Here is a 23,230-nt window from a genome sequence, read left to right as displayed (position 1 = left end):
CGCGCAGGGCCATGATCTCGTCGGTCATCGGGGGTCTCTCGGGTTCGGGGTTGGTCGTCGCAACCCGACCCTACCCGGCAACCGCCGATGACCACCCCTCAGCTACACCACCGCCTGGGACACGACCCCTGTGGCTTTCGGCTCCGGGGGCCATTTTCGTGGCCGCAAGGCGAATTTGGCTCCTCGGATCTGGGCTTGCGCCGACGGGTTGGGCGACGCAATCGGCAGGTGGAAACGAGAAAGGCCGGGCTCCTGGAGCCCGGCCTTTCTCGTTTCCGATCAGTGCGTTCGTCGTGTCCGGTTCGCGCCTCAGGCGGTGCGGTCGACGGGCCGCTCGGCCTGGGCTTTGGCCGCCGCGGCTTCCGCGTAGGCACGGCTCTTGAGGACCGCCGGATCAGGCAACTGGACGACGACGTTCCCGTAGCTCGAATCGATGACTTGGTAGACGATGCTTTTCGTGTCGGCGTCGACGGTCACCCGACGCTCGGTCTTCCCGGCCGGCGGTGTCTCGACCGGCTTCGGATTCTGGACAGCTGCGGGAGACCGGCCGTCGACGCGGATGTCGAGGCGGACTGCGGGATCGAGCGGAGGGCTGGGTGCCGCCCGCGGATCGTTCGCCGCCACCGCCGGGGCGGGGGAGGGCGGCGGAGTGGAGGCTATCGGACTCGGGCCGGATACGCGCATGGCACGCTCCTCATCACATTGCTGATGAGGTCCAGCAAAGGTCCGCCGCGTGAAGGAGACCTTAAGACTTGCGTCCCCTGCACCGTTGCCGTCCGCCAGGTTGAACGGACCGGCAACGATGTCGGAAGACTTTTAACGAACGGTCGAAGCGGACCGTTCGCCCATACTGCTACTCGGCGGCGTCGACGTAGAGCTTGCCGCCCTCGGCCAGGAACTCGCGGGACTTCTCCGCCATCCCGGCCTCGCGCTCGGCGCTCGTCAGGATCGGTGCGGTGTTCAGCACCTCGCCCGCAGCCTCCATCGCCAGCACCTCGGCGCGCAGGTCCTGCGTGATCTTCATCGAGCAGAACTTTGGCCCGCACATCGAGCAGAAATGCGCGACCTTGTGGGCGTCCTTGGGCAGGGTCTCGTCGTGGTAGGCGCGGGCCGTGTCCGGGTCGAGGCCCAGGTTGAACTGGTCCTCCCAGCGGAAGTCGAAGCGCGCCTTCGACAAGGCGTCGTCGCGCAGCTGCGCCGCCGGGTGGCCCTTGGCGAGGTCCGCGGCATGCGCGGCGATCTTGTAGGTGATCACCCCGGTCTTCACGTCGTCGCGGTTCGGCAGGCCGAGGTGCTCCTTCGGCGTGACGTAGCAGAGCATCGCGCAGCCGAACCAGCCGATCATCGCCGCGCCGATGCCGGAGGTGATGTGGTCGTAGCCCGGCGCGATGTCGGTGGTCAGCGGACCGAGGGTGTAGAACGGCGCCTCGCCGCACTCGGCGAGCTGCTTCTCCATGTTGACCTTGACCTTGTGCATCGGCACATGCCCTGGCCCTTCGATCATGGTCTGGCAGCCCTTGTTCCAGGCGATCTTGGTGAGCTCGCCCAGGGTCTCGAGCTCGGCGAACTGCGCCGCGTCGTTGGCGTCGGCGATCGAGCCGGGCCGCAGGCCGTCGCCTAGCGAGAACGAGACGTCGTAGGCGCGGCAGATGTCGCAGATCTCCTCGAAGCGCTCGTAGAGGAACGATTCGCGGTGCCCGGCCAGGCACCAGCGCGCCATGATCGAGCCGCCGCGCGAGACGATGCCGGTGACGCGCCGCGCGGTGAGCGGCACGTGGGCGAGGCGCACGCCCGCGTGAATGGTGAAGTAGTCGATGCCCTGCTCGGCCTGCTCGATGAGCGTGTCCTTGAACACCTCCCAGTCGAGCTTGAGCGGGTCGCCGCCGACCTTCTCCAGCGCCTGGTAGATCGGCACCGTGCCGATCGGGACCGGCGAGTTGCGGATGATCCACGAGCGGATGTTGTGGATGTTGCGGCCGGTCGAGAGGTCCATGACCGTGTCGGCGCCCCAGCGGATCGACCAGACCAGCTTCTCGACCTCTTCCGCCGCCGAGGAGGTCACGGCCGAGTTGCCGATGTTGGCGTTGATCTTCACCAGGAAGTTCCGGCCGATCGCCATCGGCTCCAGCTCGGTGTGGTTGATGTTGGCCGGGATGATCGCCCGGCCGCGCGCGACCTCGTCGCGCACGAATTCGGGGGTGATGAACGGCGGCACCGAGGCGCCGAAGCTCTCGCCGTCGGCGAGCGCGGCATGCGCTCGGTCTAGCATCTGCTCGCGGCAGAGGTTCTCGCGGTGGGCGACGTAGATCATCTCCTCGGTGACGATCCCGGCGCGGGCGAACTCGTACTGGGTCACCATCTGGCCGGGCTCCGCCTTGCGGATGGTCCGCTCGGCGGGGCAGGGGGCCACGAGCTTGTCGGCGGGCACGAACCCGTTGTCCTCGGGCTTGACGACGCGCGGCTGCACGGCGGCGTAGCCGCGCTTGGCGATCCAGGCGTCGCGCACCGGCGGCAGGCCCTTGGCGAGATCGATGCGGGCGTTGGTCTCGGTGTAGGGGCCGGACGGGTCGTAGACCCGCACCGCCGGCTCGTTCGGGTCGGTGAGCACGATCTCGCGGAACGGCACCCGGATGTCCTCCCGGCCGGCCACGCTCGCGTAGACCTTGTGCGAACCGGTGACCGGACCCGTGGTCACGGTCTCGGGGCTACCTTTGACGTCTTTGGACAGGACGGGCGCATTCATCGTCGGATCTCCCGGCATTGGGGCGATGCGGCGCGCCGCGACGGAGATGCGATGAAGCGGCGGGCGCCGGATGAGGCGCCGCAGGTTCCCGTCCCTCCGCCGGTACGAGCCGGATCAGGTTCAAGGGTCAGGACGTCGCGTCCACTCTCAGCCCCCGGTCGTGGGGCCCCCCTCGGAATGGTTCGAATCTCCGCGGGCCGCCGGACTTTGTCAATGCGCCGGCCGGATCAGGCGGAAACGGACGGATGCCGACGTCGTCTCGGATCGGTGTAGGGTCCCGCGGGAAACGCGACGGAGCCCCATGCGAATCCTGCTCGTCCTGGCGGCCGCCGCGCTCGGCCTGTTCGCGTTGATGCTCGGGGCGCTCGGCCTGTTCCAGCGCAGCCTGATCTATCCCGGCGCCTTCATCGCCGGCCCGCGGGCGCGGCTGCCTGTGCCGCCGGGCACGCAAGCCCTGTCCCTGCTCACCGCCGACGACGAGCGCCTGCACGCCCTGTGGCGCGCGCCGCGGCCGGGATGCGGCGTCGTGGTCAGCTTCCACGGCAACGGCTCGCGGCCCGAGCCTGCCGCGGCGCGGTTCTCCGCCCCTCCTTGGTCCACCGCCGGCTGGGGCGTGCTGGCGATCTCTTATCGCGGGTATCCGGGTTCGACCGGCGCGCCGAGCGAGGACGGGCTGATCGCCGACGGGCTCGCGGCGGTGGCCGAAGCCGTACGGCGCGCGCCCGGCGCCCCGATCCTGCTGCACGGCCATTCCCTCGGTGCGGCGGTCGCGGTCGCGGTGGCCGAGCGGGTGCCGCATCTCGGGCTCTACCTGGAGGCGCCCTTCGATTCGCTGCCCGGCATCGTCCGCCTCGCCTTCCCCTACGCGCCGACCTTCCTCCTCCGCGATACCTGGCGCTCCGACGCGCGCATCGCCCGGGCCGGCGGCCCGGTGCTGATCGTCCACGGCACCGAGGACGGCGTCGTCCCGGTGAAGCTCGGGCGCCGGCTTGCGACGGCGGCGGGGGAGGGCGCGCGCTTCGAGTCTGTGGCGGGCGACCACGTCTCGGTGCTCGGTACCCGAGACCGGCTGGCCGAGACGATGTTCGGCGATTCCCTTCGCGCAGCATGCCCGACGCCCGCCGCAGCGACGCCGTGACGCCGCGCCCCGAATTTGCGCCGATCCCATATTCTGGAGGGCGCGGATGTGGAGGGAGACGGGGCTTTGGGGCGACGCGAACGGCGCTGGCGCGAGGATGAACCAGACCCGTGGGCCCGCAGCCCTGAACCGGTGATCTGCCCGCTCTGCGAGCGGCCGATCCCGCCGCGCGCCCGGTCGAGCCTGCACCACCTCGTGCCGAAGCTGAAGGGAGGCACCCACGGCATTACGGTCCGGCTGCATCAGGTTTGCCACTCGGCGATCCATGCCCGCCACAGCGAAGCCGAACTCGCACGCCGGCTCGCCGACGTGGCCGCGCTGCGGGCCGAACCGGAGATCGCCCGCTTCATCGCCTGGGTGCGGACCAAGCCCGATGACTTCCACGCCGCCACGCGGATGACGCGCGACCGCCGCGCGGCCAAGCGCAAGAGCTGACCACAGAAAGAGCTGACCACAGCAAGAGCTGACCAGCGCCGGATCTGGTCCCGCCCCGCAGGCGCCCTCGGTTTACCCCTCGTTCGCCATGTTGCGCGATGGCGCCAGCCGGCTCAGGCGGCCTTTACGGGTCTCGCTTCAGGGTTGCGTCCGCGCAACGTTCGGGAGGCGGCGATGTTTGGGGAGGCGGGCGCGGCTGTGCCGGCGGAGGCGCTGCGTCTCGCCTGGGTCGACGTCGCCAAGGGCATCTGCATCCTCCTCGTGGTGATGATGCATTCCACCCTGGGGACCGGGGCGGCGATGGAGGGCGAGGGGTTCCTCCACACGGTGGTGACTTTCGCCAAGCCGTTCCGCATCCCTGACTTCTTCCTGCTGTCGGGCCTGTTCCTCGGACGGGTGATCGATCGCCCGTGGCGCCTGTTCGCCGACCGGCGCGTGGTGCACTTCGCGTATTTCTACGGGCTCTGGGTCGTGATCCAGTCGCTGGCGAAATACCCGGCGATCGTCGGCGAGGCCGGCCCCGGCGCCTTCGCCACCCACCTCCTGAACGCACTGGTCGAGCCGTACTCGACCCTATGGTTCATCTACCTGCTCGCGGTGTTCTCGGTCGCGACCAAGATGCTGCGTCGCGTGCCGCCCGCGGTGCTGCTGGCCGGCGCCGCGCTGCTGCAGGTCGTGCCCATCGCCACCCCATCCTACCTCGCGGAGGAGTTCTGCGCCCGCTACGTCTACTTCCTGGCCGGGTACGTCTTCGCCGATCGCATCTTCGCCCTGGCCGACCGGGCGGCGGCGGCCCCGCGCATCGCCTGCACGTTCCTGCTACTCTGGGCGGGCATCGAGGCGTGGCTCGCCTTCACGCCGTCGAGCCTTCCCGGCTACCCGACCCTGGCCAGTCTGCCGGTGGTCGCCCTGATCGTAGGCGGAGCCGGCGCCCTCGCCATCGTCTCGGGCGCGGCGCTCCTGACGGCGGCCGGCGGGCCGGTCGCCACTTCCTTGCGCGCCTGCGGACGGCGCTCGATCGTGATCTATCTGGCGTTCTTCCTGCCGATGGCCGCGACGCGGACGCTGCTGGTCAAGGCCGGGCTGATCGCCGACGTCGGGCTCGCCAGCCTGACGGTGATGGCGGTCGCCGTGATCGTGCCGCTGGCGCTGGAGCGTGCGGTGCGCGGCACCGCGCTTCGCGTCCTGTTCGTCCGTCCGAAGGCGTTCCACATCGCGACCGCAGCGAACTCGCAGGCGCCGGCGCTTCAGGCGGCCTGATCTGCCCCGTCCGAGGCCATCGCAGCGTCCTCAGGCCTCAGCCTTCGAAACACACCCCCAGGCGGCGGCCCTCGCGCCGCACGACGCGGCAGCGCCGCGGCGGCTCGTAGGCGGTCACCTGCAGCGTGAACCGGTCCGGCACGACGACCTCGGGCGCAAGCTCGAGCTGAGCGCCGGTCGCCGACACGTCCCAGACGAGACATTCCTGCGCGTCCGCACCACTCTCGGCGAACAGGCTCGCGACCTGGAAGGCATCCTTGCGCGGGGTGTTGCGTCGATTGTCGCTCATGGCATCACCCGAGGATTGGAGGCGGAGCGCATCATGCGCGCCGAGGCTTAGCAAATGCCCCAAGCGGCCGAGCGCAGACCGTCGGCGCGCCACCGCGGATCCCGGGAGAATCCTGCCGGCCCAGCCCAAATGCCTGATCCTCAACGACTTCTGAAAATCGGCGGTTAACATCCCTTAAACCCGCCGCATTTACCGTGCGGAACCGGGCCTCCGACGATCGCCGCGCGCAGCCTTCGCGTCGCGCGTGCCCACGGGGCCTCAGGACAGACGGGACGCATGGCGAACGGACGCGGACGGGACGGCCGGGGCGAACCGAACTTCGACGTGCCCGAAGGGCGCGGCGCAGGTCGGGGCGGCGCGGACCTGCGCCTGTCGCGGGACGATCGCCCGGGAGGCGGCGTGGCGAGCAGAGTTCGGGACGGCGAGGACAAGGGCAGCCGCCGGGCGAAGCCCGCAGCAAAAAGCGGCGCGCGCCGCAGCGGGGGCAAGAAGGTCCGCAGGCGATCCCTGCTCGGGCGCCTCGTCTACGCCGGGTGGGTGCTCGGCCTATGGGCGGTGGTCGGCATCGCCGGCCTCATCGCCTACCACGCCTCGCAGCTGCCGCCGATCGACCAGCTCGCGGTGCCCAAGCGCCCGCCGAACATCGCCATCCTGGCATCCGACGGCTCGCTGCTCGCCAACCGCGGCGAGACCGGCGGCCGCGTCGTCGGCATCAAGGAGCTGCCGACCTACCTTCCGCGCGCCTTCGTGGCGATCGAGGACAGGCGCTTCTATAGTCATTTCGGCGTCGACCCGGTCGGCATCCTGCGCGCCATCGGCCAGAACCTGACGCGCCGCGGCGTCGCCCAGGGCGGCTCGACGCTGACGCAGCAGCTCGCCAAGAACCTGTTCCTCACCCCCGAGCGCTCGGCCTCGCGAAAGATCCAGGAGGCGATCCTCGCCCTCTGGCTGGAGCACAAGTACACCAAGGACGAGCTGCTCGAGCTCTATCTGAACCGGGTCTATTTCGGAGCCGGCGCCTACGGCGTCGAGGCGGCGGCGCAGCGCTACTTCGGCAAGCCGGCCAAGAACGTCAGCGTCGCGGAAGCCGCGATGCTCGGCGGCCTCGTCCAGGCCCCCTCGCGGCTGGCGCCGAACCGCAACCTGCCGGCAGCCCAGGCGCGCGCCGCCCAGGTCGTCGCGGCGATGCAGGAGCTCGGCTTCATCACCGCCCAGGACGCCAAGGTCGCGCTCGCCCAGCCGGCGCGCCCGGCGAGCAGCCGCGGCGGCGGCTCGGCGAACTACGTCGCCGACCTGGTGATGGACGTGCTCGACGACTTCGTCGGCACGATCGAGGGCGACATCGTCGTCCAGACCACGATCGACACCACCCTGCAGGCGACCGCCGAGAAGGCGCTCGTCGACGAGCTCAACGCCAAGGGCGGGCGCTACAACGTCGGCCAGGGCGCGCTCGTCTCGATGCGGCCGGACGGCGCGATCCGCGCGCTGATCGGCGGGCGCGACTACGCGCAGAGCCAGTTCAACCGCGCCACCACGGCCAAGCGCCAGCCGGGCTCCTCGTTCAAGCCGTTCGTCTACCTCGCCGCGGTCGAGCGCGGGGCGACGCCGGACACGGTCAAGGAGGACGCGCCGATCAAGATCGGCAACTGGCAGCCCGAGAACTATTCGCACCAGTACGAGGGACCGGTCACCCTGCGCACCGCGCTCGCCCTGTCGCTCAACACGGTCGCCGTGCGCCTCGGCCAGGAGGTCGGAGCCAAGGCGGTGGTGCAGACGGCGCAGCGGCTCGGCATCACCTCGCCGCTGCAGGCCAACGGCTCGATCGCGCTCGGCACCTCGGAGGTGACGCCGCTGGAGATGGTCGGGGCCTACGGTGCCTTCGCCAACGGCGGCACGGGGGTGATCCCCTACGTCGTCGCCGGGGTGAAGGGCGTCGACGGCAAGGTCCTGTACAAGCGCGGCGAAGGCGGCCTCGGTCGCGTCATCGATCCGAACGCCGTCGGCATGATGAACGCGATGATGCACGAGACCTTCGTGATCGGCACCGCCAAGAAGGGCGACATCCCCGGCTGGGATCTGGCCGGCAAGACCGGCACCAGCCAGGATTTCCGCGATGCCTGGTTCATCGGCTATTCCGGCAGCCTGGTCACCGGGATCTGGCTCGGCAACGACGACGGCGAGCCGACCAAGAAGGCGTCCGGCGGCAACCTGCCGGTGGAGATCTGGAAGACCTACATGAGCGTCGCCCTGAAGGGTCAGACGCCGGTGCCGCTGCCCGGCCTCAACCGCTGGCGCAAGGCGCCCGAGACGACGGCCTCGGTGGCGAGCGCGCCGAACCCGGGCAACATCCTCGGGCAGATCTTCGGCGAGCCGCCCGCACCCGCCCCGGCACCCCGGGCCACAGCCGCGCGGCGTCCGGCGGCCCGCGACGCGGACGACCGGAACTTCATCGAGAAGCTGTTCGGCCTCGGCGATTGATCGTCGGTGTAGGCCTCGGAAAGGCCTCGCCGGCATCGCTTGCAACGTCAGAGGGGTGCGCCGGACTTGCGATTGACGAAGCGTTCAGCATGTTGATCAGTCTTTCTACTACAGATTGGGCGCGTTAGGCTAAAATACTTCTCTCGCTTGCATCATCGTCGTGAGGCTTCGAGTTTGGGTCCGCGGTCGATGTCTGCCAAATCGATGTTTGCCAGCAAGGCGAAGCTTTCCAGGTCGGTGCTCGCCGACCTGGCGTCCGCCGCGACGGCGCCCCTGCGGAAGGACCGTGCCTCCCTGTTGATCGCCCGGTTCGGCATCGGCGTCACCGCCTGCCTCGCGATCCTCGGCGCCTACCTGATCTACGACCTGCGCGACGGCGCGTGGCGGCGCGCCGAGACGAACGCACAGAACCTGCTCGGCATGATCGAGGAGGCCGTGTCCCGCAACGTCGTGATGTACGACCTGTCGCTCCAGGCCGCCGCCGTCCGCGCCACCCAGCCGAACCTGATCGAGCTGCCGCCCGACCTGCGGCGCGAGGTGCTGTTCGACAACGCCGCCTCGGCGGCGGGCCTCGGCGTCATCGCCCTGGTCGACTCCTCCGGCCAGGTCCAGATCACCTCGGACCCGGAGACCACGAGCCGCCACTCGGTCGCCGACCTGCCCGAGTTCCAGCGCCTGAAGGCCGACCCGCAGGCCGGGCTGGTGATCACCGGCCCGCGGACGTCGCGCATCTCGGGCCGGTCGATCATGGGCCTGAGCCGGCCGATCGTGAAGGCGGACGGCACGTTCGGGGGGATGGTGAGTGGGGCGATCCACCTGTCGTACTTCCAGTCGCAGTTCGCACGGCTGCGGATCGATCCGGGCGCCCACATCAACGTCTTCCACCAGGACGGGACGCTGATGCTGCGGCATCCCTACGGGGCAGGCTACGTCGGGCGCAACGTCGCGGACGGGCCGGCCTTCCTGCGGCACCGCGAGGAGCGGCGCGGGATGTTCGTCGGCACCTCCACGCTCGACGGCAAGGACCGCCTCTACGCCTTCGCCAACCTCGAAGGCCTGCCGCTCGTCGTCAACGTCTCGACCGGCGTCGACAGCATCCGCGCCGTCTGGCTTTCGAAGGCGCTTTGGATCGCGGCGCTGATCCTGGGCCTGATCTGCGTCACCCTGGGCTCGATGCTGGTGCTCCACCGGGAGATGACCCAGCGCACGGTGGCGGAGGATTCCGCGCGCACCGCCAACGCCGAGCTGTCGCGCCTCGCGCTCACCGACAGCCTCACCGGCCTGCCCAACCGCCGCCGCTACGACGCGGCCCTCGACGAAGCCTGGCAGCGCGCCGTGCGCCATCGGGAGCCGATCGCGCTGCTGCTGCTCGACGCCGACCACTTCAAGCGGTTCAACGACCATTTCGGCCATCACCGCGGCGACGCGGTCCTCCAGGCCCTGGCCGCGTGCGTGCTGCAGCGCCTGGCCGGCCTCGACGCGGTCGCCTGCCGGATCGGCGGCGAGGAGTTCGCGGTGATCCTGTCCGGCCTGCCCGACGACGCGGTGCGCGCGCTCGCCGACCGCATCCGCCGCGCGGTGGTCGGGCTTCAGATCGCGCACGCCACCGATGTCGGCGGCGTCGCCACGATCAGCGTCGGCCTCGCCTGCCGGGTGCCGGGACCGGGCGACGACGCGGCGGCCCTGTTCGCCGACGCCGACGCCGCGCTCTACGCGGCCAAGCGCGCCGGCCGCAACCGCGTCCGCGCGGCGGCCCACGCTGCGCCGGCCGAGCCGGTCGCCCTGACCGCCTGAGGCGCGCCCGCCGACCGGAGCGAGGGCCGGATCGGCAACGCACATCCACCTACCAATTCACTTCCACCTACCAATTCAAAGCCACTCACCAATTCCATTGCACTTATCGAGGCACTTGCACCGACCCCGCGGCGTCCCCTCACCAGGCGACCTGGAACCGCCCGATGAACACGTCGGTGTCGATCGCGCGGCCGCCCTGGAGGGCGGAGGGCGCGGCCCGCGACCGGACGTAGTCGGCCATGATCCGCACGTTGCGGTCCGGGTACCAGTTCACCCCGACGCTCACGTCGCGCTCGATGCCGCCGCGGATCGCGCCGTCGTCGAGGTCGATCGCGCTCACGCGGGCGGCGAGCTCGAACACGCCGATGCCGCCGCGGCTCACCCGCGCCTCCTCGCCGACCTTCACCGCCTCGAAGATCGCGTAGGTCGTACCGTAGTTCGGCGTCACGGCGTAGGCGCGGCCCTGGCCGTTGAGCACGTAGCTGGCCTCGACGTAGCCGCCCTGGAACGAGACCGACCGGGCGCCGTCGAAGCGCGACACCTCGGTGCGGATGTACTCGGCCTGGATCAGCAGGCGTCCGGTGCGGTAGGCGGCCTCGAGGCCGAGCCGGCCGACGCTCGCCGCGTCGCGGATGTCGCCGGTGTTCACGAAGGGCCGCGCGAACAGGAACGCCTCCGAGCGGCTCGACAGGGCGAGCGGCGACTCGTCCCGCGGCAGGCTGCGGAAGCTTCCGGCGATGCCGAGATGGAGCACCGCGTCGTCGGTGTGGATCGGCGCGAAGGTCGCGCGCGTGGTCGAGGCGACGCCCTCGCTGCGGATGCCGGTGTTGGCGTTGCCGCCGAAGACGCTGGTGACCACGGTCCAGTCCTGACCGGACCGGCCGATCGCGAAGCCGAAGTTGCGGGCCGGCGCGAATGCGTCGGCGAGCGAGCGTTCGGTGAAGACGGTGTTGTTGTCGCTGGTCAGCTGGTCGAGGCTGAAGGGCTCCTTCATGTTGCCGACCGTGAGGATCATGCCGGGGATGCCCTTCCAGGCGATCGCCGCATCGTTGATCGGCCGCATCGGGTCGGCGAAATCGTACTGGAACGCGAGCTCGATGGTCTTGCCGAGGGTCAGGTAGCTCTCGATCCAGGAGCGCCGGACGCCCACGTTGTCGGAGAATGGCTCGGGGAACCCGGTCTGGCGGATGCCGGCCGCCCCGAAATCGAGCTGCAGCTTGCCGCCGATCCGAAGCTTGGCCGCGTCGTCGGGAAAGCGCAGCGTGATGCCCTTGTCGTCGACGGTCAGCGTCTCGCCGTAGGGGCCGGCAAGCGGCGACCCTTCGGCGGCGCCGGCAGGCGCCGCGCATCCGAGCAAGGTCGATCCGAGCAAGGTCGATCCGAGCAAGGTCGATCCGAGCAAGGTCGATCCGAGCAAGGTCGATCCGAGCAAGGCGGCGCGCGGGCCTAACCGCAGGATCGAACGGTCCGCCATCGCAACCTCCGCGGGCGCCGAACCAGGACCCGGGGCAAGGGATAGCGCGAAATCGCTGACGATATCGCGACACGCGGGCAACGGTCGCGCGGGTTTCACAGCATGGGAAGCGTCCGCGGACGCGGGCCGCGGGGAAACTGCGCCTCGATCATCGCGATCTCGGCCGCGTTGAGGTGGAGGGAGGCCGCGCCGGCATTCTCGACCGCCCGGGAGGCGCGGCCGGTCTTCGGGATGGTGAAGGTGTTCTCCATCCGCGTCAGGAACGCCAAAGCCACCGCGTAGGGCGTCGCGCCGTGCGCCTCGGCGATGCCGGCCAGCACGCGGCCGCCGGGGCTGGCGGGGTTCGGGAAGTCGCCGCTGCCGAAGGGTGAGTAGCCGACCAGCGCGACGCCGTTCTTGGCGCACCACGGCAGCACCGCGTGCTCGATCGCACGCTCGCCGAGATGGTACAGCACCTGGTTGCAGGCGATGCGGTAGGGGCCGGCGATGCGCAGCGCCCGGTCGAGGTCCTCGACGTCGAAGTTGCTCAGGCCCCAGGACAGGATCTTGCCCGCCTGCCGCAGGTCCTCGAAGCCGGCGATGGTCTCCTCCAGCGGGTGGTGGCCCGGCCAGTGCAGCAGGTAGGCGTCGAGGCGGTCGGTCCCGAGGCGCCGCAGCGACTGCTCGCAGGCGCGCGCCACCCCGCGGCGCGTGGCGTTGCCCGGCACCACCTTGGAGACGAGGAAGATTTCTTCCCGCGCGCCCCGGATCGCCTCGCCGACGATGGCCTCGCCGTCGCCGTACATCTCCGCGGTGTCGATATGGGTCATGCCGGCGTCGATGCCCGCGCGCAGGGCGGCGACGGCCGCCTCGCGGGCGGCGGCGTCGATCCGCCAGGTGCCCTGGCCGACCACCGAAACGTTGAGGCCCGTCGCGCCGAAAGGTCTGGCGTGCATCACGTGGATCCTGTCTCCAAAAGGCGCACCGTGCGCCCGGGAAGAGGCGCGCCGTGCGCCCCGAAGGTCCGGTCTCGTGGGCGCGGCCGCTCCATCGCCGGAACGGATGGCGCCTGCGCCTTAATCGCGCCATCATGGGACGTTGAGCAATGGCCCGGCACCAAGTCCGGACCTAGACTTTGGTCGATGCCCCGTTCCTGTGGCGGGGCGCCGTCCAGCCCGCTTCGTTCCGCACCGGGTCGAGAACGCTTCAGGATCGGTTTCGTGCACGCTGCCTGTCCGCCTCACGCCTCGTTCCTCGCCCAGGCGGACCACTGAATGCTCCCGCAGCATCGCTGGTTCTGGGCTCTCATCGTCGTCGCATCCGGCGGGGCGGGCCTCCTCTACAACCTGCTGTTCGTCGGCGGCACCTCGCTCGCGGCCGGCACGATCTACGGCCTCGCCGTCGGCGTGACGGTGCTGGCCTTCGACCGGGGCCTGATCCTCTCCGGCCTGCAGACGCGCCTGCGCCGCCTGCCGGCGATGCTGTACGTGCCCTCTGCCGAACTGCTCTACGTGCTGATGATCGCGCTCGGTTGCGCGCTCGGCGGCTCGGTGGTCTGGGCGCTCGGCCTCACCGACGACACGCTGTCCTCCGCGGTGCGGATCACCCCGCGGGTGCTGGCCTATTCGCTCGCGGTCTCGGCGCTCCTCGTCTTCGTCGTGCGGATGCGCGACCTCATCGGCGGCGAGGTGTTCGTGAACTTCCTCGTCGGGCGCTATCACAAGCCGGTGCGCGAGGAGCGGATCTTCCTGTTCCTCGACGTGGTCGGCTCCACCGCCTTCGCCGAGACGCACGGCGACCTGCGGGCGCAGGAATATCTCGGCGCGATCTTCGCCACGCTGGCCGAGCCGGTGCGGCGCAATGCCGGCTCCACCGACGACTACATCGGCGACCTCGCCATGATCACCTGGCCGATGGCCCGCGGCCTCAAGGACGCGCGCTGCGTCGCCTGCGTCTTCGACGTGCTCGACCGGATCGAGGCGGACGCCGCCGCCTGGACCACGCGGTTCGGCACCGTGCCGCGCCTGCGCGCGGCCCTGCACGGCGGCTCGGTGGTGACGGCGGAAGTCGGCGTCGATCGGCACAAGATCGCCTATTTCGGCGACGCGGTGAACGTCACCTCGCGGATCGAGGCCCTGTGCCGGCCGCTGGGCGTGAACATGCTGATCTCGCAGGACCTGCTCGACCGCCTCGACGCCTTGCCGGCGGGCATCGCGGCGCGGTCGCTCGGGGCGCACGCCCTGCGCGGGCGCGGCCAGCCGCTCTCCGTCGCGACCCTGGAGCGGGCCGCCCCCGAGATGCCGCAGCCTATCGAGACGGAGCGCCCGGCGCTTCGGATCGCGCGATGAGCGCACCCTGGCTCACCGGCCTGCGGATGGCGCTGCGCTTCGGCCTGCCGCTTCTGGGCATCCTCGTCGTCGGCCGCGCCATCGTCCTGTCGATCGGCGGCGAGATTTCGAGGGCGCAGTTCGCGCTCGGCGTGCTGCTGATGGCGGCCGGGTTCTCCGCCCGCCTCGTGCCGAAGCCGCGGACGCCGAAAGCGGCTGCGGGGAAACGTTCGTCGTGACCGGCCCGATCGCGATCTACGTCGACGCCGACGCCTGCCCGGTGAAGGACGAGACCTACCGCGTCGCCGCCCGCTACGGGCTGCACGTCTACGTCGTGGCCAACAGCTTCCTGAACGTGCCGCGCGAACCCTGGATCGAGCGCGTCGTCGTCGGCGACGCGATGGATGCGGCCGACGACTGGATCGCCGAGCGGGCTGGGCCGGGCAGCGTCGTCGTCACGGCCGACGTGCCGCTGGCCAGCCGCTGCGTGAAGGCGGGCGCGACGGTGATCGGCCCGAACGGCAAGCCGTTCTCGGAATCGGCGATCGGCATGGCGCTCGCCACGCGCAACCTGATGCAGGACCTGCGCGAGGCCGGCACGATCACCGGCGGGCCGCGCCCGTTCTCGGCGCGCGACCGCTCGGCGTTCCTCGGCGCCCTCGACCGAGCGGTGAACCGCATCCGGCGCGGCACCGCCTGATCCGGGACCCAGCACCATAAAGGGGCCGCGTCGGCGGCTCGACATGTACGGCGCAAGGGTTTCGACGCTTCGCGACGTCCCGAGCTGGGTCCCGGATCGCATTCCGCTGACGCCTCACCCGTCCGGGAAAACGGGCGCCGTACTCACCGAGCCGATCAACCGAAAATCCGATGATCCGGCGTGTTTCAGGCCGAGGCGATCGCCTTGAGGGCGTCGTTGATGCGGTCCTGCCAGCCCGGGCCGTCCTTCTGGAAGTGCGCCAGCACGGCGCTGTCGATGCGCAACGTCACCGACTCGCGCGCACCCGGGGCGGCCTGTGGCTGGCGCGGTGCCGGCGCCGCCGCCGCGGGCGCCGGGGCCGGCTTGGCGGTGGTCGCCGCCTTGAAGGCGGCCTCGGCCGCCTGGCGCGGATCGGTGATGCGGCGTGTCCGGTCGAAGGCCATGGTCGCGCCTCAGGCCTTCTTGGCGGCTTTGGCCGCGCTCTTCTTCGGGGCGGCCTTCTCGGCGCCGGCCTTCTCGGCCGCCTTCTCAGCGGCTTTGGCGGCTTTGGCGGCGGCGGCCTTCGTCAGCGGCTTGACCTCGGCGGCCTTCGCCTGCGCGTCGGAGGCCTCCTTGGCGAGGCGCAACGCCCGCAGGCGCACGGTGCGCTCGTCGACGGCCTTGATCGAGGCGATGTGCTCGGCCATGGCCTGGGCGCCCTCGCGCTGCATGCGCTCGGCCCGCTCCGCGCGTTCGGCCCGCTCCTCGGCCTTGTGCTTGGCTTCCTCTTCCGGAGTGCGGACTTCGTCCTCGGTGTCCGCGCCGGTATCGATCTCGTCGCTCATCGTATTCCTTTCGTCCCTGCCGGTGCCGTCGCGCCAAGGGCGCTCCACGTGCGAAGGGAGCGCTCCCGGTCGTCGGAATGGGCGGGTTCGGCGCGACCCGAGGACAGGTGGGCGGCCGGTTCGCATCGTCTCCGCCGGTCCGCCGCGAACCCGTCGCGGCGTGCGGAACTCAAGGTGGTGTAGCATGTCGGGCGCCCCGATGGCGAATGCCGCGGCGGCACGGACGGCAAGTCACGGCGACTTTTCCCGTGCCGTCGTAGCCTCGGGCGTCGTCGAAGCCGCCCGTCAGACCCGCCGGCACCTTGCGCCGGCGGCGTTTTCCTCTGTTCAACGCACGCGATAGTTGAGCGGGATCGTCACCGACAGGCTCGACTGGGTCACGCCGGGGGGCGCGGCCGGCAGGCTGCCGCGCACGGCGCCCAACGCCGCGCTGTCGATCTGGCCGACGCCGCTGCTGCGCGCGAGGCCGGCGCTCGTGACCTGTCCGGAGCGCAGCACGGTGAAGCGCACCATCGCCGTGCCGCCGGCGGTGCCGGCCGCCGCGCCCGGGTTCATCCGGCCGTGGATCGCCGAGCTGATCGCGCCGGTCCACTGGCGCATCGCGCTCGGATCGCTCCCGGCCGAGGCCCGGCCTGCCGCGTTCTCGCGCGAGGACGAAGCGGAGCTTCGGGTCTCGGCGCCCGCGCGGGCCTGGGCCTGCTTGGCCTTCGCCTCGCGCGCGGCCTTCGCCTTGGCCTCGCGGATCGCCTCCTTGCGCTCCTCGATCGCCTCGCGGCGCGCCTCCTCGATCTGCTCCTGGCGCTTCTGCGCCCGGATCTTCGCCTCGCGCTCGGCCTTGAGCTTGGCGAGGTCGACCTTCGGCTTCTCCGGCTCGGCCGGCTTTGCGGGCTCGGGGGCCTGCGCGACCACCGGCGGCGGGGGCGCCAGCGGCTCGGCCTGCTCGGCCTGCGAGGTGATGACCTGGCTCTCCGGCTCGACCGGGACGGCGTCGGGCGGCACCTCCGCGACGGTGGCCGGCGGCGGGGGCGCGACCACCGCCTCGTCGGGCTTGGCCTCGGCGGCGTCCGGCGGCGGCTTGGTCGGCTCCGCCTCGGCGGGCTCGTCCACGGGCTTGGTCTCGGGCGGGGCGGCCTCGCTCGCCTGGGTCTCGCTCGGCGCCTGCGTGTCCGCGTCGGTCATCAGCGGCGCGAGGTCGATCGAGATCTGCTGCTCGCCGGGGGGCGTCGGCGGCGTCAGCTTGAACAGGGCGAGGCCCGCCAGCGCGGCCAGATGCAGGGCGAGCGCGACGAGGAAGGCGGGAACGAGCCCCGACGAGCGGGAGTCCGGCCCGGTGTCGACGATGGCGGACATGGCTTACCGCGCCGCCCCGTTCGCCGGCGCGGCGGCGGGGGCGCCCGGAGCCGGTCCGCCCGGAGCAGGTCCGCCCGGAGACTGCGCGATCAGCGACACCTTGGTGAAGCCGGCCTGGCCGACGAGGCCCATGACCTCCATGATCTTGCCGTAGGCCACGTCCTTGTCGCCGCGGACCAGCATCACCTGGTCCTTGTTCTCGGCCGCCATGGCGCGCAGGCGCGGCACCAGCGTCTCGTTGGTGAAGACCTCCTTGGCGATCGAGGGCTTGCCGTCCTTGTCGATCGTCACCTCGACCGGCTTCTGCGACTGCGCGACCTTGGCGGCTGCGGTCTTCGGGAGCTGCACCGGCACGCCGGTGGTCATCAACGGCGCCGCGACCATGAAGATGATCAGCAGCACCAGCATGACGTCCACCATCGGCGTGACGTTGATCTCCGACATCGGAGCGGTGTCGAGGTCGTCGTCGTCGGAACCGCTCGCGCGGATCGAACCCATCGCCATGCGGCGTCCTCCGGGGTCGGCGGCTCGGGCCCCCAAGGGGCGGCCGCGTCGGGAATGGAAGGCCCGGCCGCCTGAGCGGGCCGGGATCGCGGGTCTCGGATGGTCGCGCGGCTATTCGGCGGCGGCGCGGTGCTGGACGCCGCGGTCGCGGGCGAGGCGGTTGCCGAGCAGGCCGATGCCGGAGACGAAGGTGCTCTGGATCCGCCCGACGTCGTTGGCGAGCTTGTTGTAGGCCATCACCGCCGGGATCGCGACGACGAGGCCGATCGCCGTGGCGAACAGCGCCTCGGCGATGCCCGGCGCCACCACGGCGAGCGAGGTGTCCTGGCTGCGGGCGATGGACGAGAACGAGTTCATGATGCCCCAGACCGTGCCGAACAGGCCGACGAAGGGCGCCGTGGACCCCGACGTCGCCAGCAGCGCCAGGCCGTTCTGAAGGCGCTTGACCTCGAGGGTCAACGCGCCGCGCATGGCGCGCTCGATCCGGTCGCGCCGCTCGGCGCGGGTCTCCGAGGCGTCCTGGTCGCGCCAGGCGTCCAGAGCCGCCTTCACCACGTGGCCGGCGATGCCCGGCATCCCCGTCTCCAGGCTGCCGCCCGAGCGCACCAGCGCGTCGAACGCCTTGGCCTGGCGCCGCGCGGCGGCGAGGCGGACGACCTTCTCGAACACCACGGTCCAGCAGGCGAGCGAGGCGACCACCAGCAGGATCATCACCCCCTTCACGATCGGGTCGGCCTGCAGGAACAGGCCCACGAACGAGAAGTCGTGACCGGCGTCGATCGGGGCGGAGGTCGGATCCATTGCGAGTTCCTTGCAAGGTCGTTCGGGTGCGGCGACGGCCGCGGGCCGCCCGGCGGCTCTGGGCCGCCGGCCGGTATCGGTTCTCAGGGGCGGCCGGCGTCGCGCGCCGGGCCGGCTCGGCTCAGCGGTCGAACGGAATGTTCGCCTTGGTCTCGGTCTCGGTGCGTTCGAGGCAGGCTTCGCGGGTCGCGTCGCCGCCCTCGCAGGCGAGCACGTCGCTGAGCAGCACCCGGCTCAGCTTCGGGCAGGCGATCCCGGGGAAGTTGAAGATCTTGACGGTGGTCTTGCGGGCCGGGATCGGCCCGAGCTCGGCCGCGACCCGCTTCTGCACGATCCCGTCGGTGTCGAAGGCGAACAGGTCGAGCTTGTACGACTTCAGCGCAGCCCCGCGGCTGTTGTCGACGACGATCGTGGCCCGGCAGGAATCCTCGACGGATTCGAGCCGGTTGAGCTGAAGCTTGAGCGGCGCGGCCTTCTCGCCGGCCGGCGCATCCTGCGCCATCGCGGACACGGCGAGCGAGGACGCGAGCACGAGGGAGAGCCCCACGCAGGCGGCGGTGTCCAGGGCGAGCCGCCTGATGCGGAGCCGGTTAAGCGGGACGCCTCGCCCGAGCATCTGTTGAGCCATCGAAACGCTTCCCATCCTCCGCTCCGCGGGCGGCCCGTCCGGCGCCCCGCGCCGTGTCGAATTCGTCTGCCGCCGGGTCCATCCGGTTCGCGAGGCACGAAGCGGACGGCCGCGGCCGCGAAGCGGGCGGCCGAGAGGACCGGCGCCATCGCATCGCCGTCTCGGACCCTCCCTCGGACCACGGCCTCGGCGCGTGTCTGGAAAGGGGCGATGCGGTCGTCCGGCCTCGCGAAGATGCGCGCCCCGGCGCGATCTCCCGCAAGAGCGGAATGCAATGTGCCTGCGCGGCGGAAGTATCCGAGGTGCAGGGCAAGGATCAAGAGCGGCGCTGAAAATCAGAGCCGTTCCAAACTGTTACGAATACATCTCGCGTTGCGGCGTGCATCCTTGCCGAATGGTCCCGGCCTGCCTTGCCGGATCTGCCCGGCCGCCTGGTGGGATCGCGGCCGGCGGCTCTCTTGATGGGGCGGGCATGCTCGACCATATCGTTCCGGGCCGGATCGATGGTCCGGAAGGGGTGCCGCTTGCGGGCCCCGCAACGAGGTGCCCGCCGGCATTCCGGTCACGGGGCCTCCACAGGGGCGTTGCCGATGACCCGTCCATCCCCGTTCGGACACCCGTTCCTGCTCGGATTCGACGAGATCGAGCAGGCGCTGGACCGGGTCTCGAAGGCCGCCAACGACGGCTACCCGCCCTACAACATCGAGCGCCTCGTCCGCACCGACCAGGAGCCGGACCGCCTCCGCATCACCCTGGCGGTGGCCGGCTTCACCCGCGACCAGCTCGACGTGATGCTGGAGGAGAACCAGCTCGTCGTCCGCGGGCGTCAGGTCGACGACAAGGAGCGGCTGTTCCTCCACCGCGGCATCGCGGCGCGCCAGTTCCAGCGGGCGTTCCTGCTGGCCGACGGGATGGAGGTGCTGGGTGCCGACCTGTCGAACGGCCTGCTCTCGATCGACCTCGCCCGTCCCGAGCCCGAGCGGGTGGTGCGCCGCATCGCCATCCTCGAGCGCGATTGATCCGCCGGCGAAACACCCCACATTCGATTCAGGCCCACGATCGCCGGATCGGTTCGATCAAGACGGGATCGTTTCCGGGCTGTTTGCTCTGCCTCGAAAGGAGGGCACGACATGACCGACCTCACCACCTCCCCGCTGACGGCCGCCGACCTCGACCCGGCCGAGTTCAACGCCGCCGACCTCGCGGCGCTCGGCGAAGGCCACATCGCCTACGTCCGCTCGATCCGGTCCGACGAGGTGATGCGCCTTTTCCCGCAGGCGCCGCAGCTCACCCCCGGGCTCGACCTGTTCGCCCTGCTGTCGGCGAGCGGCGCCCCGATCCTGCTCGCGGATTCGCGCGAGGTGATCCTCGCCAACGCCGCCGAGCACGACCTCTACCCGGTCAGCCTGCACTAGAGCATTTTCAAGCGAGGTGGATGCCGGCTCGCGTGAAGAAAATACGACTACACAGTCAGTTAGAGCATTTTCCGTGATCCGGAGATCATGGAAAATGCTCTAGCGGGCGTCGCCATCTCCGCCACCGCCGAGAGCAGCCGCGCGACGTCCTGCGGCCGCGACAGGCGGTGGTCGCCGTCGGCGATCAGCGTGAGAACCGTGCCCGCCGCCGGCAGCCTTTCGAGGATGCGAAAGGCATGCGGGTGCGGCACGTCCGGGTCGTTCATCCCCTGAAGGATGTGGACCGGGCAGCCGAGGTCGAGCGGACCGGTCAAAAGGCGGTTGCGCCGGCCATCCTCGATCAGCGCCATGCTGATCGCGTCGGGCTCCGGAGCGTAGGCGCTCTGGCGCAGCCAGACGCCGTCCTGTTCCAGCGTCCTGCGGATTTCGGGCGAGAATTTGTCCCACATCAGGTCCTCGGTGAAGTCGAGGGCCGGCGCGATCAGCACGAGGCCGGTCGGCGCCGGCTCGCCGCGCGCCGCGCAGTTGCGCGCCGCCAGGCAGGCGATCCAGCCGCCCATCGACGAGCCGATCAGCACCGGCGCCTCCGGTGCGTGCGCGGCGAGCACGGCTTCCGCGTCTTCGAGCCAGGTCGAGATCGTGCAGGCCGCGAACGCGCCCTCCGACTCGCCGTGGCCGGAATAGTCGAACCGCACGAAAAGCCGCCCCTCGGCGGCGGCGAAGGCGTCGACCGCCATCGCCTTGGTGGCGCCCATGTCGGAGTGGAAGCCTCCGAGCCAGACGATCGCCGGGCCGACGCCGTCGCGCACCCGCACCGCGATCCGACGTGCGTCCGCCCCTTCGCCTACCGTGACGTGCTCCAGCGTCGTGCCGTCCCGCATCCCGTTCTCCCGCCTTCGTCGAGGCCTGCGTTCCCGACCTGAACGCCGCGTCTTCAGCCGCCGTTTACCAGACCGTAAAGCGTACCCGTGATCCTATGACAATGAACGCTTCCCTGCGGCCGCGGCCCGCCTGCGCCCTCTCGCCGCGCGATCCCTCATGACGGAGGATCACCGGCCGGCGGTCGGATTTCCCGGCGACGCCGCGCCGCTGGCCGGCGCCTGCGTCCTCCAGATCATTCCCGAGCTCGATGCGGGTGGCGCCGAGCGCACCACCGTCGACATCGCAGCCGGCCTCGCCGCGGCCGGCGCGCGCGCGCTGGTCGCCACGGAAGGCGGCCGACTCGTCGGCGAGCTGCAGGCCAAGGGCGGCATCTGCCTGCCGTTTCCCGCCGCCTCGAAGAACCCGCTCCAGATGGCGCTCAACGTCGGCCGGCTGGCCCGCCTGTGCCGGCGCGAGGGGGTGCAGATCATCCACGCCCGCTCCCGCGCCCCGGCCTGGGTCGCGCTCGGCGCCGCGCGGCGGCTGAAGCTGCCCTTCGTCACCACCTATCACGGCAGCTATTCCGGCCGGACGGGCGTGAAGGTGCTCTACAACTCGGTGATGGCGCGCGGCGACGTGGTGATCGCCAACTCGCACTACACCGCCGACCTGATCCGGCGCCTGCATGCCGAGCAGGCGGGCGACCGCGTGCAGGTGATCCACCGCGGCACGGACCTCTCCGCCTTCACCCCCGTGGCGGTCGGCGCCGCCCGCGTCGAGGCGTTGCGCCGGAGCTGGGGCGTCGCGCCGCACGAGCGGGTCGTGCTGCTGGCGGCGCGTCTCACCGCCTGGAAGGGTCAGCGCATCCTGATCGAGGCGGCGGCGCTGCTCAAGGCGCAAGGGGTCGGCGACTTCGCCATCGTGCTCGCGGGCGACCCCCAGGGCCGCGTCGCCTACGAGCGCGAGCTCGACGCGCTGGTCGCGGCGCGCGGGCTCGAAGGCGTGGTCCGGCGGGTCGGGCATTGCACAGACATGCCGGCGGCCTTCCGGGCGGCCTCCGTCGTCGCGGTGCCGTCGGTGGAGCCCGAGGCGTTCGGCCGCTCGGCGGTCGAGGCCCAGGCGCTGGGCACGCCGGTGGTGGTGTCCGACCTCGGCGCGGTCCCCGAGACCGTCCTCAGCCCCCCCGAGGTTCCGGCCGGGCAGCGCACCGGCTGGCGCGTGCCCGCCGGCGACGCGGCGGCGCTCGCGGGCGCGCTGGCCGAAGCGCTCTCGCTCGGCGCCAGCGCCCGCGACGCGCTGGCGCGGCGCGAACGCGCGCATGTCGAGGCCAACTTCTCCCTCGCGCGCATGGTCGACGACACGCTGGCGATCTACGCCGGGTTGCTCGGCCGAGCGGGGCCGGCGTGACCGCGCGCCGACGGGAAGTTCTGCTGGGGGGCTTGTCTTTTTGCCCCGGACCTTCACATCACACGAAAGGCTTTCGCGTCGCGGAAGTCGGCATCGTGTCGAGTCGATCCCCGACATGTGTTGACTTGCCGCACGGTTCGGCCAAGGTAAGCTGTCCGGGATAGGCCGGAGCGATCGGTGGTCAGGGTAGCCCGGAACGGGATGCCAGCGGCCGCCGTTTCGTCGTTGCATCAGGAGAACACCGCCATTCGTAGACCCATGAGAGCCATGCCGGCCCCGCAGAAGGACGGGCCTCGCGCCAACCGGGACATCCGCGGCGTGCGCGACGTGCAGCTCATCGACGACACCGGCCTGAACCGGGGCGTCGTCGCCTTCTTCGACGCCTTGGCGCTAGCCGAAGAGGCCGGCCTCGACCTCGTCGAGATCGCGCCGAACTCCGTCCCTCCCGTCTGCAAGCTGCTCGATTACGGCCGCTTCCGCTTCAACGAACAGAAGAAGCAGAACGAGGCCCGCAAGCGGCAGAAGACGGTCGAGGTCAAGGAGATCAAGCTCCGTCCCGGCATCGACAAGCACGACTACGACACCAAGATGAAGTCGGTGCAGCGCTTCTTCGAGGAGGGCGACAAGGTCAAGGTGACCCTGCGCTTCCGCGGTCGTGAGATGGCGCACCAGGACATCGGCCTGCGCCTGCTCGAGCGGGTGAAGACCGAGACCGCCGAGATCGCCAAGGTGGAAAGCGAGCCGATGCTCGAAGGCCGCCAGATGATCATGATCCTGGCGCCGCGCTGATCCGTTCGCGCGCGTCACGAGATTCCGAAGCGCC

The 23,230-nt window shown here is 70.9% G+C and carries 24 protein-coding genes and 1 riboswitch; of the genes, 12 read left to right on the top strand and 12 right to left on the bottom strand.

Annotated features, from left to right (window positions below; genetic code table 11):
- Window positions 1-309: 309 nt before the first annotated feature.
- Complete coding sequence (locus FV226_RS01125) at window positions 310-684, bottom strand: hypothetical protein (protein ID WP_147761450.1); 375 nt, start codon at window positions 682-684, stop codon at window positions 310-312.
- 169 nt (window positions 685-853) lie between these two features.
- Entirely contained in the window at window positions 854-2,743 is a 1,890-nt protein-coding gene (gene thiC, locus FV226_RS01120; RefSeq protein WP_147761449.1) for a phosphomethylpyrimidine synthase ThiC, read from the bottom strand.
- A gap of 74 nt (window positions 2,744-2,817) precedes the next feature.
- A riboswitch (TPP riboswitch) is annotated at window positions 2,818-2,926 on the bottom strand.
- A 118-nt stretch (window positions 2,927-3,044) separates the two neighbouring features.
- Between thiC and FV226_RS01115 the strand changes: the two genes are divergently transcribed.
- The 3 genes from FV226_RS01115 to FV226_RS01105 all read left to right on the top strand — a co-directional run bounded on the left by FV226_RS01115 (window position 3,045) and on the right by FV226_RS01105 (window position 5,576).
- The gene (locus tag FV226_RS01115) at window positions 3,045-3,881 is read left to right on the top strand and encodes an alpha/beta hydrolase (protein ID WP_147761448.1); all 837 of its coding nucleotides are present in this window, start codon (window positions 3,045-3,047) and stop codon (window positions 3,879-3,881) included.
- A 66-nt stretch (window positions 3,882-3,947) separates the two neighbouring features.
- Window positions 3,948-4,316 (top strand): HNH endonuclease, encoded by a 369-nt coding sequence (locus FV226_RS01110; RefSeq protein WP_147761447.1) that lies wholly within the window; start codon window positions 3,948-3,950, stop codon window positions 4,314-4,316.
- Between the two features lie 174 nt (window positions 4,317-4,490).
- A complete protein-coding gene (locus FV226_RS01105; RefSeq protein WP_147761446.1) occupies window positions 4,491-5,576 on the top strand; it encodes an acyltransferase family protein in 1,086 nt (361 codons plus the stop codon).
- Between the two features lie 37 nt (window positions 5,577-5,613).
- On the opposite strand, the gene FV226_RS01100 is transcribed toward FV226_RS01105, so the two are convergent.
- Window positions 5,614-5,865 carry a PilZ domain-containing protein gene (locus tag FV226_RS01100; protein WP_147761445.1) on the bottom strand — a complete coding sequence of 84 codons (252 nt, stop codon included), beginning with the start codon at window positions 5,863-5,865 and terminating at the stop codon, window positions 5,614-5,616.
- Window positions 5,866-6,141: 276 nt separating this feature from the next.
- On the opposite strand from FV226_RS01100, the gene FV226_RS01095 reads away from it, so the two are divergent.
- Window positions 6,142-8,343: a transglycosylase domain-containing protein gene (locus FV226_RS01095; RefSeq protein ID WP_147751617.1), complete on the top strand. Its 2,202-nt coding sequence runs from the start codon at window positions 6,142-6,144 to the stop codon at window positions 8,341-8,343.
- 189 nt (window positions 8,344-8,532) lie between these two features.
- The gene (locus FV226_RS01090) at window positions 8,533-10,137 is read left to right on the top strand and encodes a sensor domain-containing diguanylate cyclase (protein WP_238270713.1); all 1,605 of its coding nucleotides are present in this window, start codon (window positions 8,533-8,535) and stop codon (window positions 10,135-10,137) included.
- A gap of 139 nt (window positions 10,138-10,276) precedes the next feature.
- On the opposite strand, the gene FV226_RS01085 is transcribed toward FV226_RS01090, so the two are convergent.
- Both FV226_RS01085 and FV226_RS01080 read right to left on the bottom strand, forming a co-directional pair.
- Entirely contained in the window at window positions 10,277-11,611 is a 1,335-nt protein-coding gene (locus FV226_RS01085) for a porin (RefSeq protein ID WP_210246488.1), read from the bottom strand.
- A gap of 95 nt (window positions 11,612-11,706) precedes the next feature.
- On the bottom strand, window positions 11,707-12,546 hold the full coding sequence (locus FV226_RS01080) for an aldo/keto reductase (RefSeq protein ID WP_147761444.1): 840 nt from the start codon (window positions 12,544-12,546) through the stop codon (window positions 11,707-11,709).
- 318 nt (window positions 12,547-12,864) lie between these two features.
- Here FV226_RS01080 and FV226_RS01075 point away from each other — a divergent pair, with 318 nt between their 5' ends.
- From FV226_RS01075 to FV226_RS01065, 3 genes are read left to right on the top strand one after another with little or no spacing between them, the layout of a single operon-like run.
- Window positions 12,865-13,938 (top strand): adenylate/guanylate cyclase domain-containing protein, encoded by a 1,074-nt coding sequence (locus FV226_RS01075; RefSeq protein WP_147754415.1) that lies wholly within the window; start codon window positions 12,865-12,867, stop codon window positions 13,936-13,938.
- Window positions 13,935-14,156 (top strand): hypothetical protein, encoded by a 222-nt coding sequence (locus FV226_RS01070; protein ID WP_147754414.1) that lies wholly within the window; start codon window positions 13,935-13,937, stop codon window positions 14,154-14,156. The genes FV226_RS01075 and FV226_RS01070 overlap by 4 nt, the downstream gene beginning before the upstream one ends.
- Window positions 14,153-14,617, top strand: a complete 465-nt coding sequence (locus FV226_RS01065; RefSeq protein ID WP_147761443.1) for a YaiI/YqxD family protein — start codon at window positions 14,153-14,155, stop codon at window positions 14,615-14,617. The genes FV226_RS01070 and FV226_RS01065 overlap by 4 nt, the downstream gene beginning before the upstream one ends.
- A gap of 185 nt (window positions 14,618-14,802) precedes the next feature.
- Here the strand turns inward: FV226_RS01065 and FV226_RS01060 are convergent, their stop codons facing one another.
- The 6 genes from FV226_RS01060 to FV226_RS01035 form a co-directional block, all read right to left on the bottom strand.
- Window positions 14,803-15,060, bottom strand: coding sequence for a BrnA antitoxin family protein (locus FV226_RS01060; protein ID WP_147761442.1), 258 nt, complete (start codon window positions 15,058-15,060; stop codon window positions 14,803-14,805).
- Between the two features lie 9 nt (window positions 15,061-15,069).
- Window positions 15,070-15,441, bottom strand: coding sequence for a hypothetical protein (locus tag FV226_RS01055; protein ID WP_147754411.1), 372 nt, complete (start codon window positions 15,439-15,441; stop codon window positions 15,070-15,072).
- Window positions 15,442-15,768: 327 nt separating this feature from the next.
- Window positions 15,769-16,791, bottom strand: coding sequence for a TonB family protein (locus FV226_RS01050; RefSeq protein ID WP_147761441.1), 1,023 nt, complete (start codon window positions 16,789-16,791; stop codon window positions 15,769-15,771).
- A gap of 3 nt (window positions 16,792-16,794) precedes the next feature.
- Complete coding sequence (tolR, locus tag FV226_RS01045) at window positions 16,795-17,295, bottom strand: protein TolR (RefSeq protein ID WP_147761440.1); 501 nt, start codon at window positions 17,293-17,295, stop codon at window positions 16,795-16,797.
- A gap of 111 nt (window positions 17,296-17,406) precedes the next feature.
- Window positions 17,407-18,096, bottom strand: a complete 690-nt coding sequence (locus tag FV226_RS01040) for a MotA/TolQ/ExbB proton channel family protein (protein WP_147754494.1) — start codon at window positions 18,094-18,096, stop codon at window positions 17,407-17,409.
- A gap of 121 nt (window positions 18,097-18,217) precedes the next feature.
- The gene (locus FV226_RS01035; RefSeq protein ID WP_238270730.1) at window positions 18,218-18,724 is read right to left on the bottom strand and encodes a Tat pathway signal protein; all 507 of its coding nucleotides are present in this window, start codon (window positions 18,722-18,724) and stop codon (window positions 18,218-18,220) included.
- A gap of 590 nt (window positions 18,725-19,314) precedes the next feature.
- Here FV226_RS01035 and FV226_RS01030 point away from each other — a divergent pair.
- The gene (locus FV226_RS01030) at window positions 19,315-19,743 is read left to right on the top strand and encodes an Hsp20 family protein (RefSeq protein WP_147754493.1); all 429 of its coding nucleotides are present in this window, start codon (window positions 19,315-19,317) and stop codon (window positions 19,741-19,743) included.
- 111 nt (window positions 19,744-19,854) lie between these two features.
- Entirely contained in the window at window positions 19,855-20,139 is a 285-nt protein-coding gene (locus tag FV226_RS01025; RefSeq protein ID WP_147754492.1) for a DUF1150 domain-containing protein, read from the top strand.
- Between the two features lie 59 nt (window positions 20,140-20,198).
- Here FV226_RS01025 and FV226_RS01020 read toward each other — a convergent pair whose 3' ends face one another.
- Window positions 20,199-21,020, bottom strand: a complete 822-nt coding sequence (locus tag FV226_RS01020) for an alpha/beta hydrolase (protein ID WP_147761439.1) — start codon at window positions 21,018-21,020, stop codon at window positions 20,199-20,201.
- 157 nt (window positions 21,021-21,177) lie between these two features.
- On the opposite strand from FV226_RS01020, the gene FV226_RS01015 reads away from it, so the two are divergent.
- Window positions 21,178-22,407 (top strand): glycosyltransferase family 4 protein, encoded by a 1,230-nt coding sequence (locus FV226_RS01015; RefSeq protein ID WP_147761438.1) that lies wholly within the window; start codon window positions 21,178-21,180, stop codon window positions 22,405-22,407.
- Between the two features lie 267 nt (window positions 22,408-22,674).
- Window positions 22,675-23,196, top strand: a complete 522-nt coding sequence (infC, locus tag FV226_RS01010) for a translation initiation factor IF-3 (protein ID WP_238270738.1) — start codon at window positions 22,675-22,677, stop codon at window positions 23,194-23,196.
- Window positions 23,197-23,230: the final 34 nt, after the last annotated feature.

The sequence above is a fragment of the Methylobacterium sp. WL12 genome, assembly GCF_008039475.1.
Taxonomy (GTDB): domain Bacteria; phylum Pseudomonadota; class Alphaproteobacteria; order Rhizobiales; family Beijerinckiaceae; genus Methylobacterium; species Methylobacterium cerastii.
The sequence above is the reverse complement of the archived record's forward strand: the minus strand, read 5'-3'. Positions and strand labels throughout refer to the sequence as shown.

Excerpts from the sequence above, each read along its gene's own strand:
- infC (WP_238270738.1), top strand. The coding sequence starts at position 22,675 with ATGCCGGCCCCGCAGAAGGACGGGCCTCGCGCCAACCGGGACATCCGC.
- FV226_RS01020 (WP_147761439.1), bottom strand. The coding sequence starts at position 21,020 with ATGCGGGACGGCACGACGCTGGAGCACGTCACGGTAGGCGAAGGGGCG.
- FV226_RS01035 (WP_238270730.1), bottom strand. The coding sequence starts at position 18,724 with ATGGCTCAACAGATGCTCGGGCGAGGCGTCCCGCTTAACCGGCTCCGC.
- FV226_RS01040 (WP_147754494.1), bottom strand. The coding sequence starts at position 18,096 with ATGGATCCGACCTCCGCCCCGATCGACGCCGGTCACGACTTCTCGTTC.
- FV226_RS01090 (WP_238270713.1), top strand. The coding sequence starts at position 8,533 with ATGTCTGCCAAATCGATGTTTGCCAGCAAGGCGAAGCTTTCCAGGTCG.
- FV226_RS01100 (WP_147761445.1), bottom strand. The coding sequence starts at position 5,865 with ATGAGCGACAATCGACGCAACACCCCGCGCAAGGATGCCTTCCAGGTC.
- FV226_RS01105 (WP_147761446.1), top strand. The coding sequence starts at position 4,491 with ATGTTTGGGGAGGCGGGCGCGGCTGTGCCGGCGGAGGCGCTGCGTCTC.
- FV226_RS01085 (WP_210246488.1), bottom strand. The coding sequence starts at position 11,611 with ATGGCGGACCGTTCGATCCTGCGGTTAGGCCCGCGCGCCGCCTTGCTC.
- FV226_RS01055 (WP_147754411.1), bottom strand. The coding sequence starts at position 15,441 with ATGAGCGACGAGATCGATACCGGCGCGGACACCGAGGACGAAGTCCGC.
- FV226_RS01080 (WP_147761444.1), bottom strand. The coding sequence starts at position 12,546 with ATGCACGCCAGACCTTTCGGCGCGACGGGCCTCAACGTTTCGGTGGTC.
- FV226_RS01060 (WP_147761442.1), bottom strand. The coding sequence starts at position 15,060 with ATGGCCTTCGACCGGACACGCCGCATCACCGATCCGCGCCAGGCGGCC.
- FV226_RS01015 (WP_147761438.1), top strand. The coding sequence starts at position 21,178 with ATGACGGAGGATCACCGGCCGGCGGTCGGATTTCCCGGCGACGCCGCG.
- FV226_RS01050 (WP_147761441.1), bottom strand. The coding sequence starts at position 16,791 with ATGTCCGCCATCGTCGACACCGGGCCGGACTCCCGCTCGTCGGGGCTC.
- thiC (WP_147761449.1), bottom strand. The coding sequence starts at position 2,743 with ATGAATGCGCCCGTCCTGTCCAAAGACGTCAAAGGTAGCCCCGAGACC.
- FV226_RS01070 (WP_147754414.1), top strand. The coding sequence starts at position 13,935 with ATGAGCGCACCCTGGCTCACCGGCCTGCGGATGGCGCTGCGCTTCGGC.
- FV226_RS01095 (WP_147751617.1), top strand. The coding sequence starts at position 6,142 with ATGGCGAACGGACGCGGACGGGACGGCCGGGGCGAACCGAACTTCGAC.
- FV226_RS01115 (WP_147761448.1), top strand. The coding sequence starts at position 3,045 with ATGCGAATCCTGCTCGTCCTGGCGGCCGCCGCGCTCGGCCTGTTCGCG.
- FV226_RS01025 (WP_147754492.1), top strand. The coding sequence starts at position 19,855 with ATGACCGACCTCACCACCTCCCCGCTGACGGCCGCCGACCTCGACCCG.
- FV226_RS01125 (WP_147761450.1), bottom strand. The coding sequence starts at position 684 with ATGCGCGTATCCGGCCCGAGTCCGATAGCCTCCACTCCGCCGCCCTCC.
- tolR (WP_147761440.1), bottom strand. The coding sequence starts at position 17,295 with ATGGCGATGGGTTCGATCCGCGCGAGCGGTTCCGACGACGACGACCTC.
- FV226_RS01075 (WP_147754415.1), top strand. The coding sequence starts at position 12,865 with ATGCTCCCGCAGCATCGCTGGTTCTGGGCTCTCATCGTCGTCGCATCC.
- FV226_RS01030 (WP_147754493.1), top strand. The coding sequence starts at position 19,315 with ATGACCCGTCCATCCCCGTTCGGACACCCGTTCCTGCTCGGATTCGAC.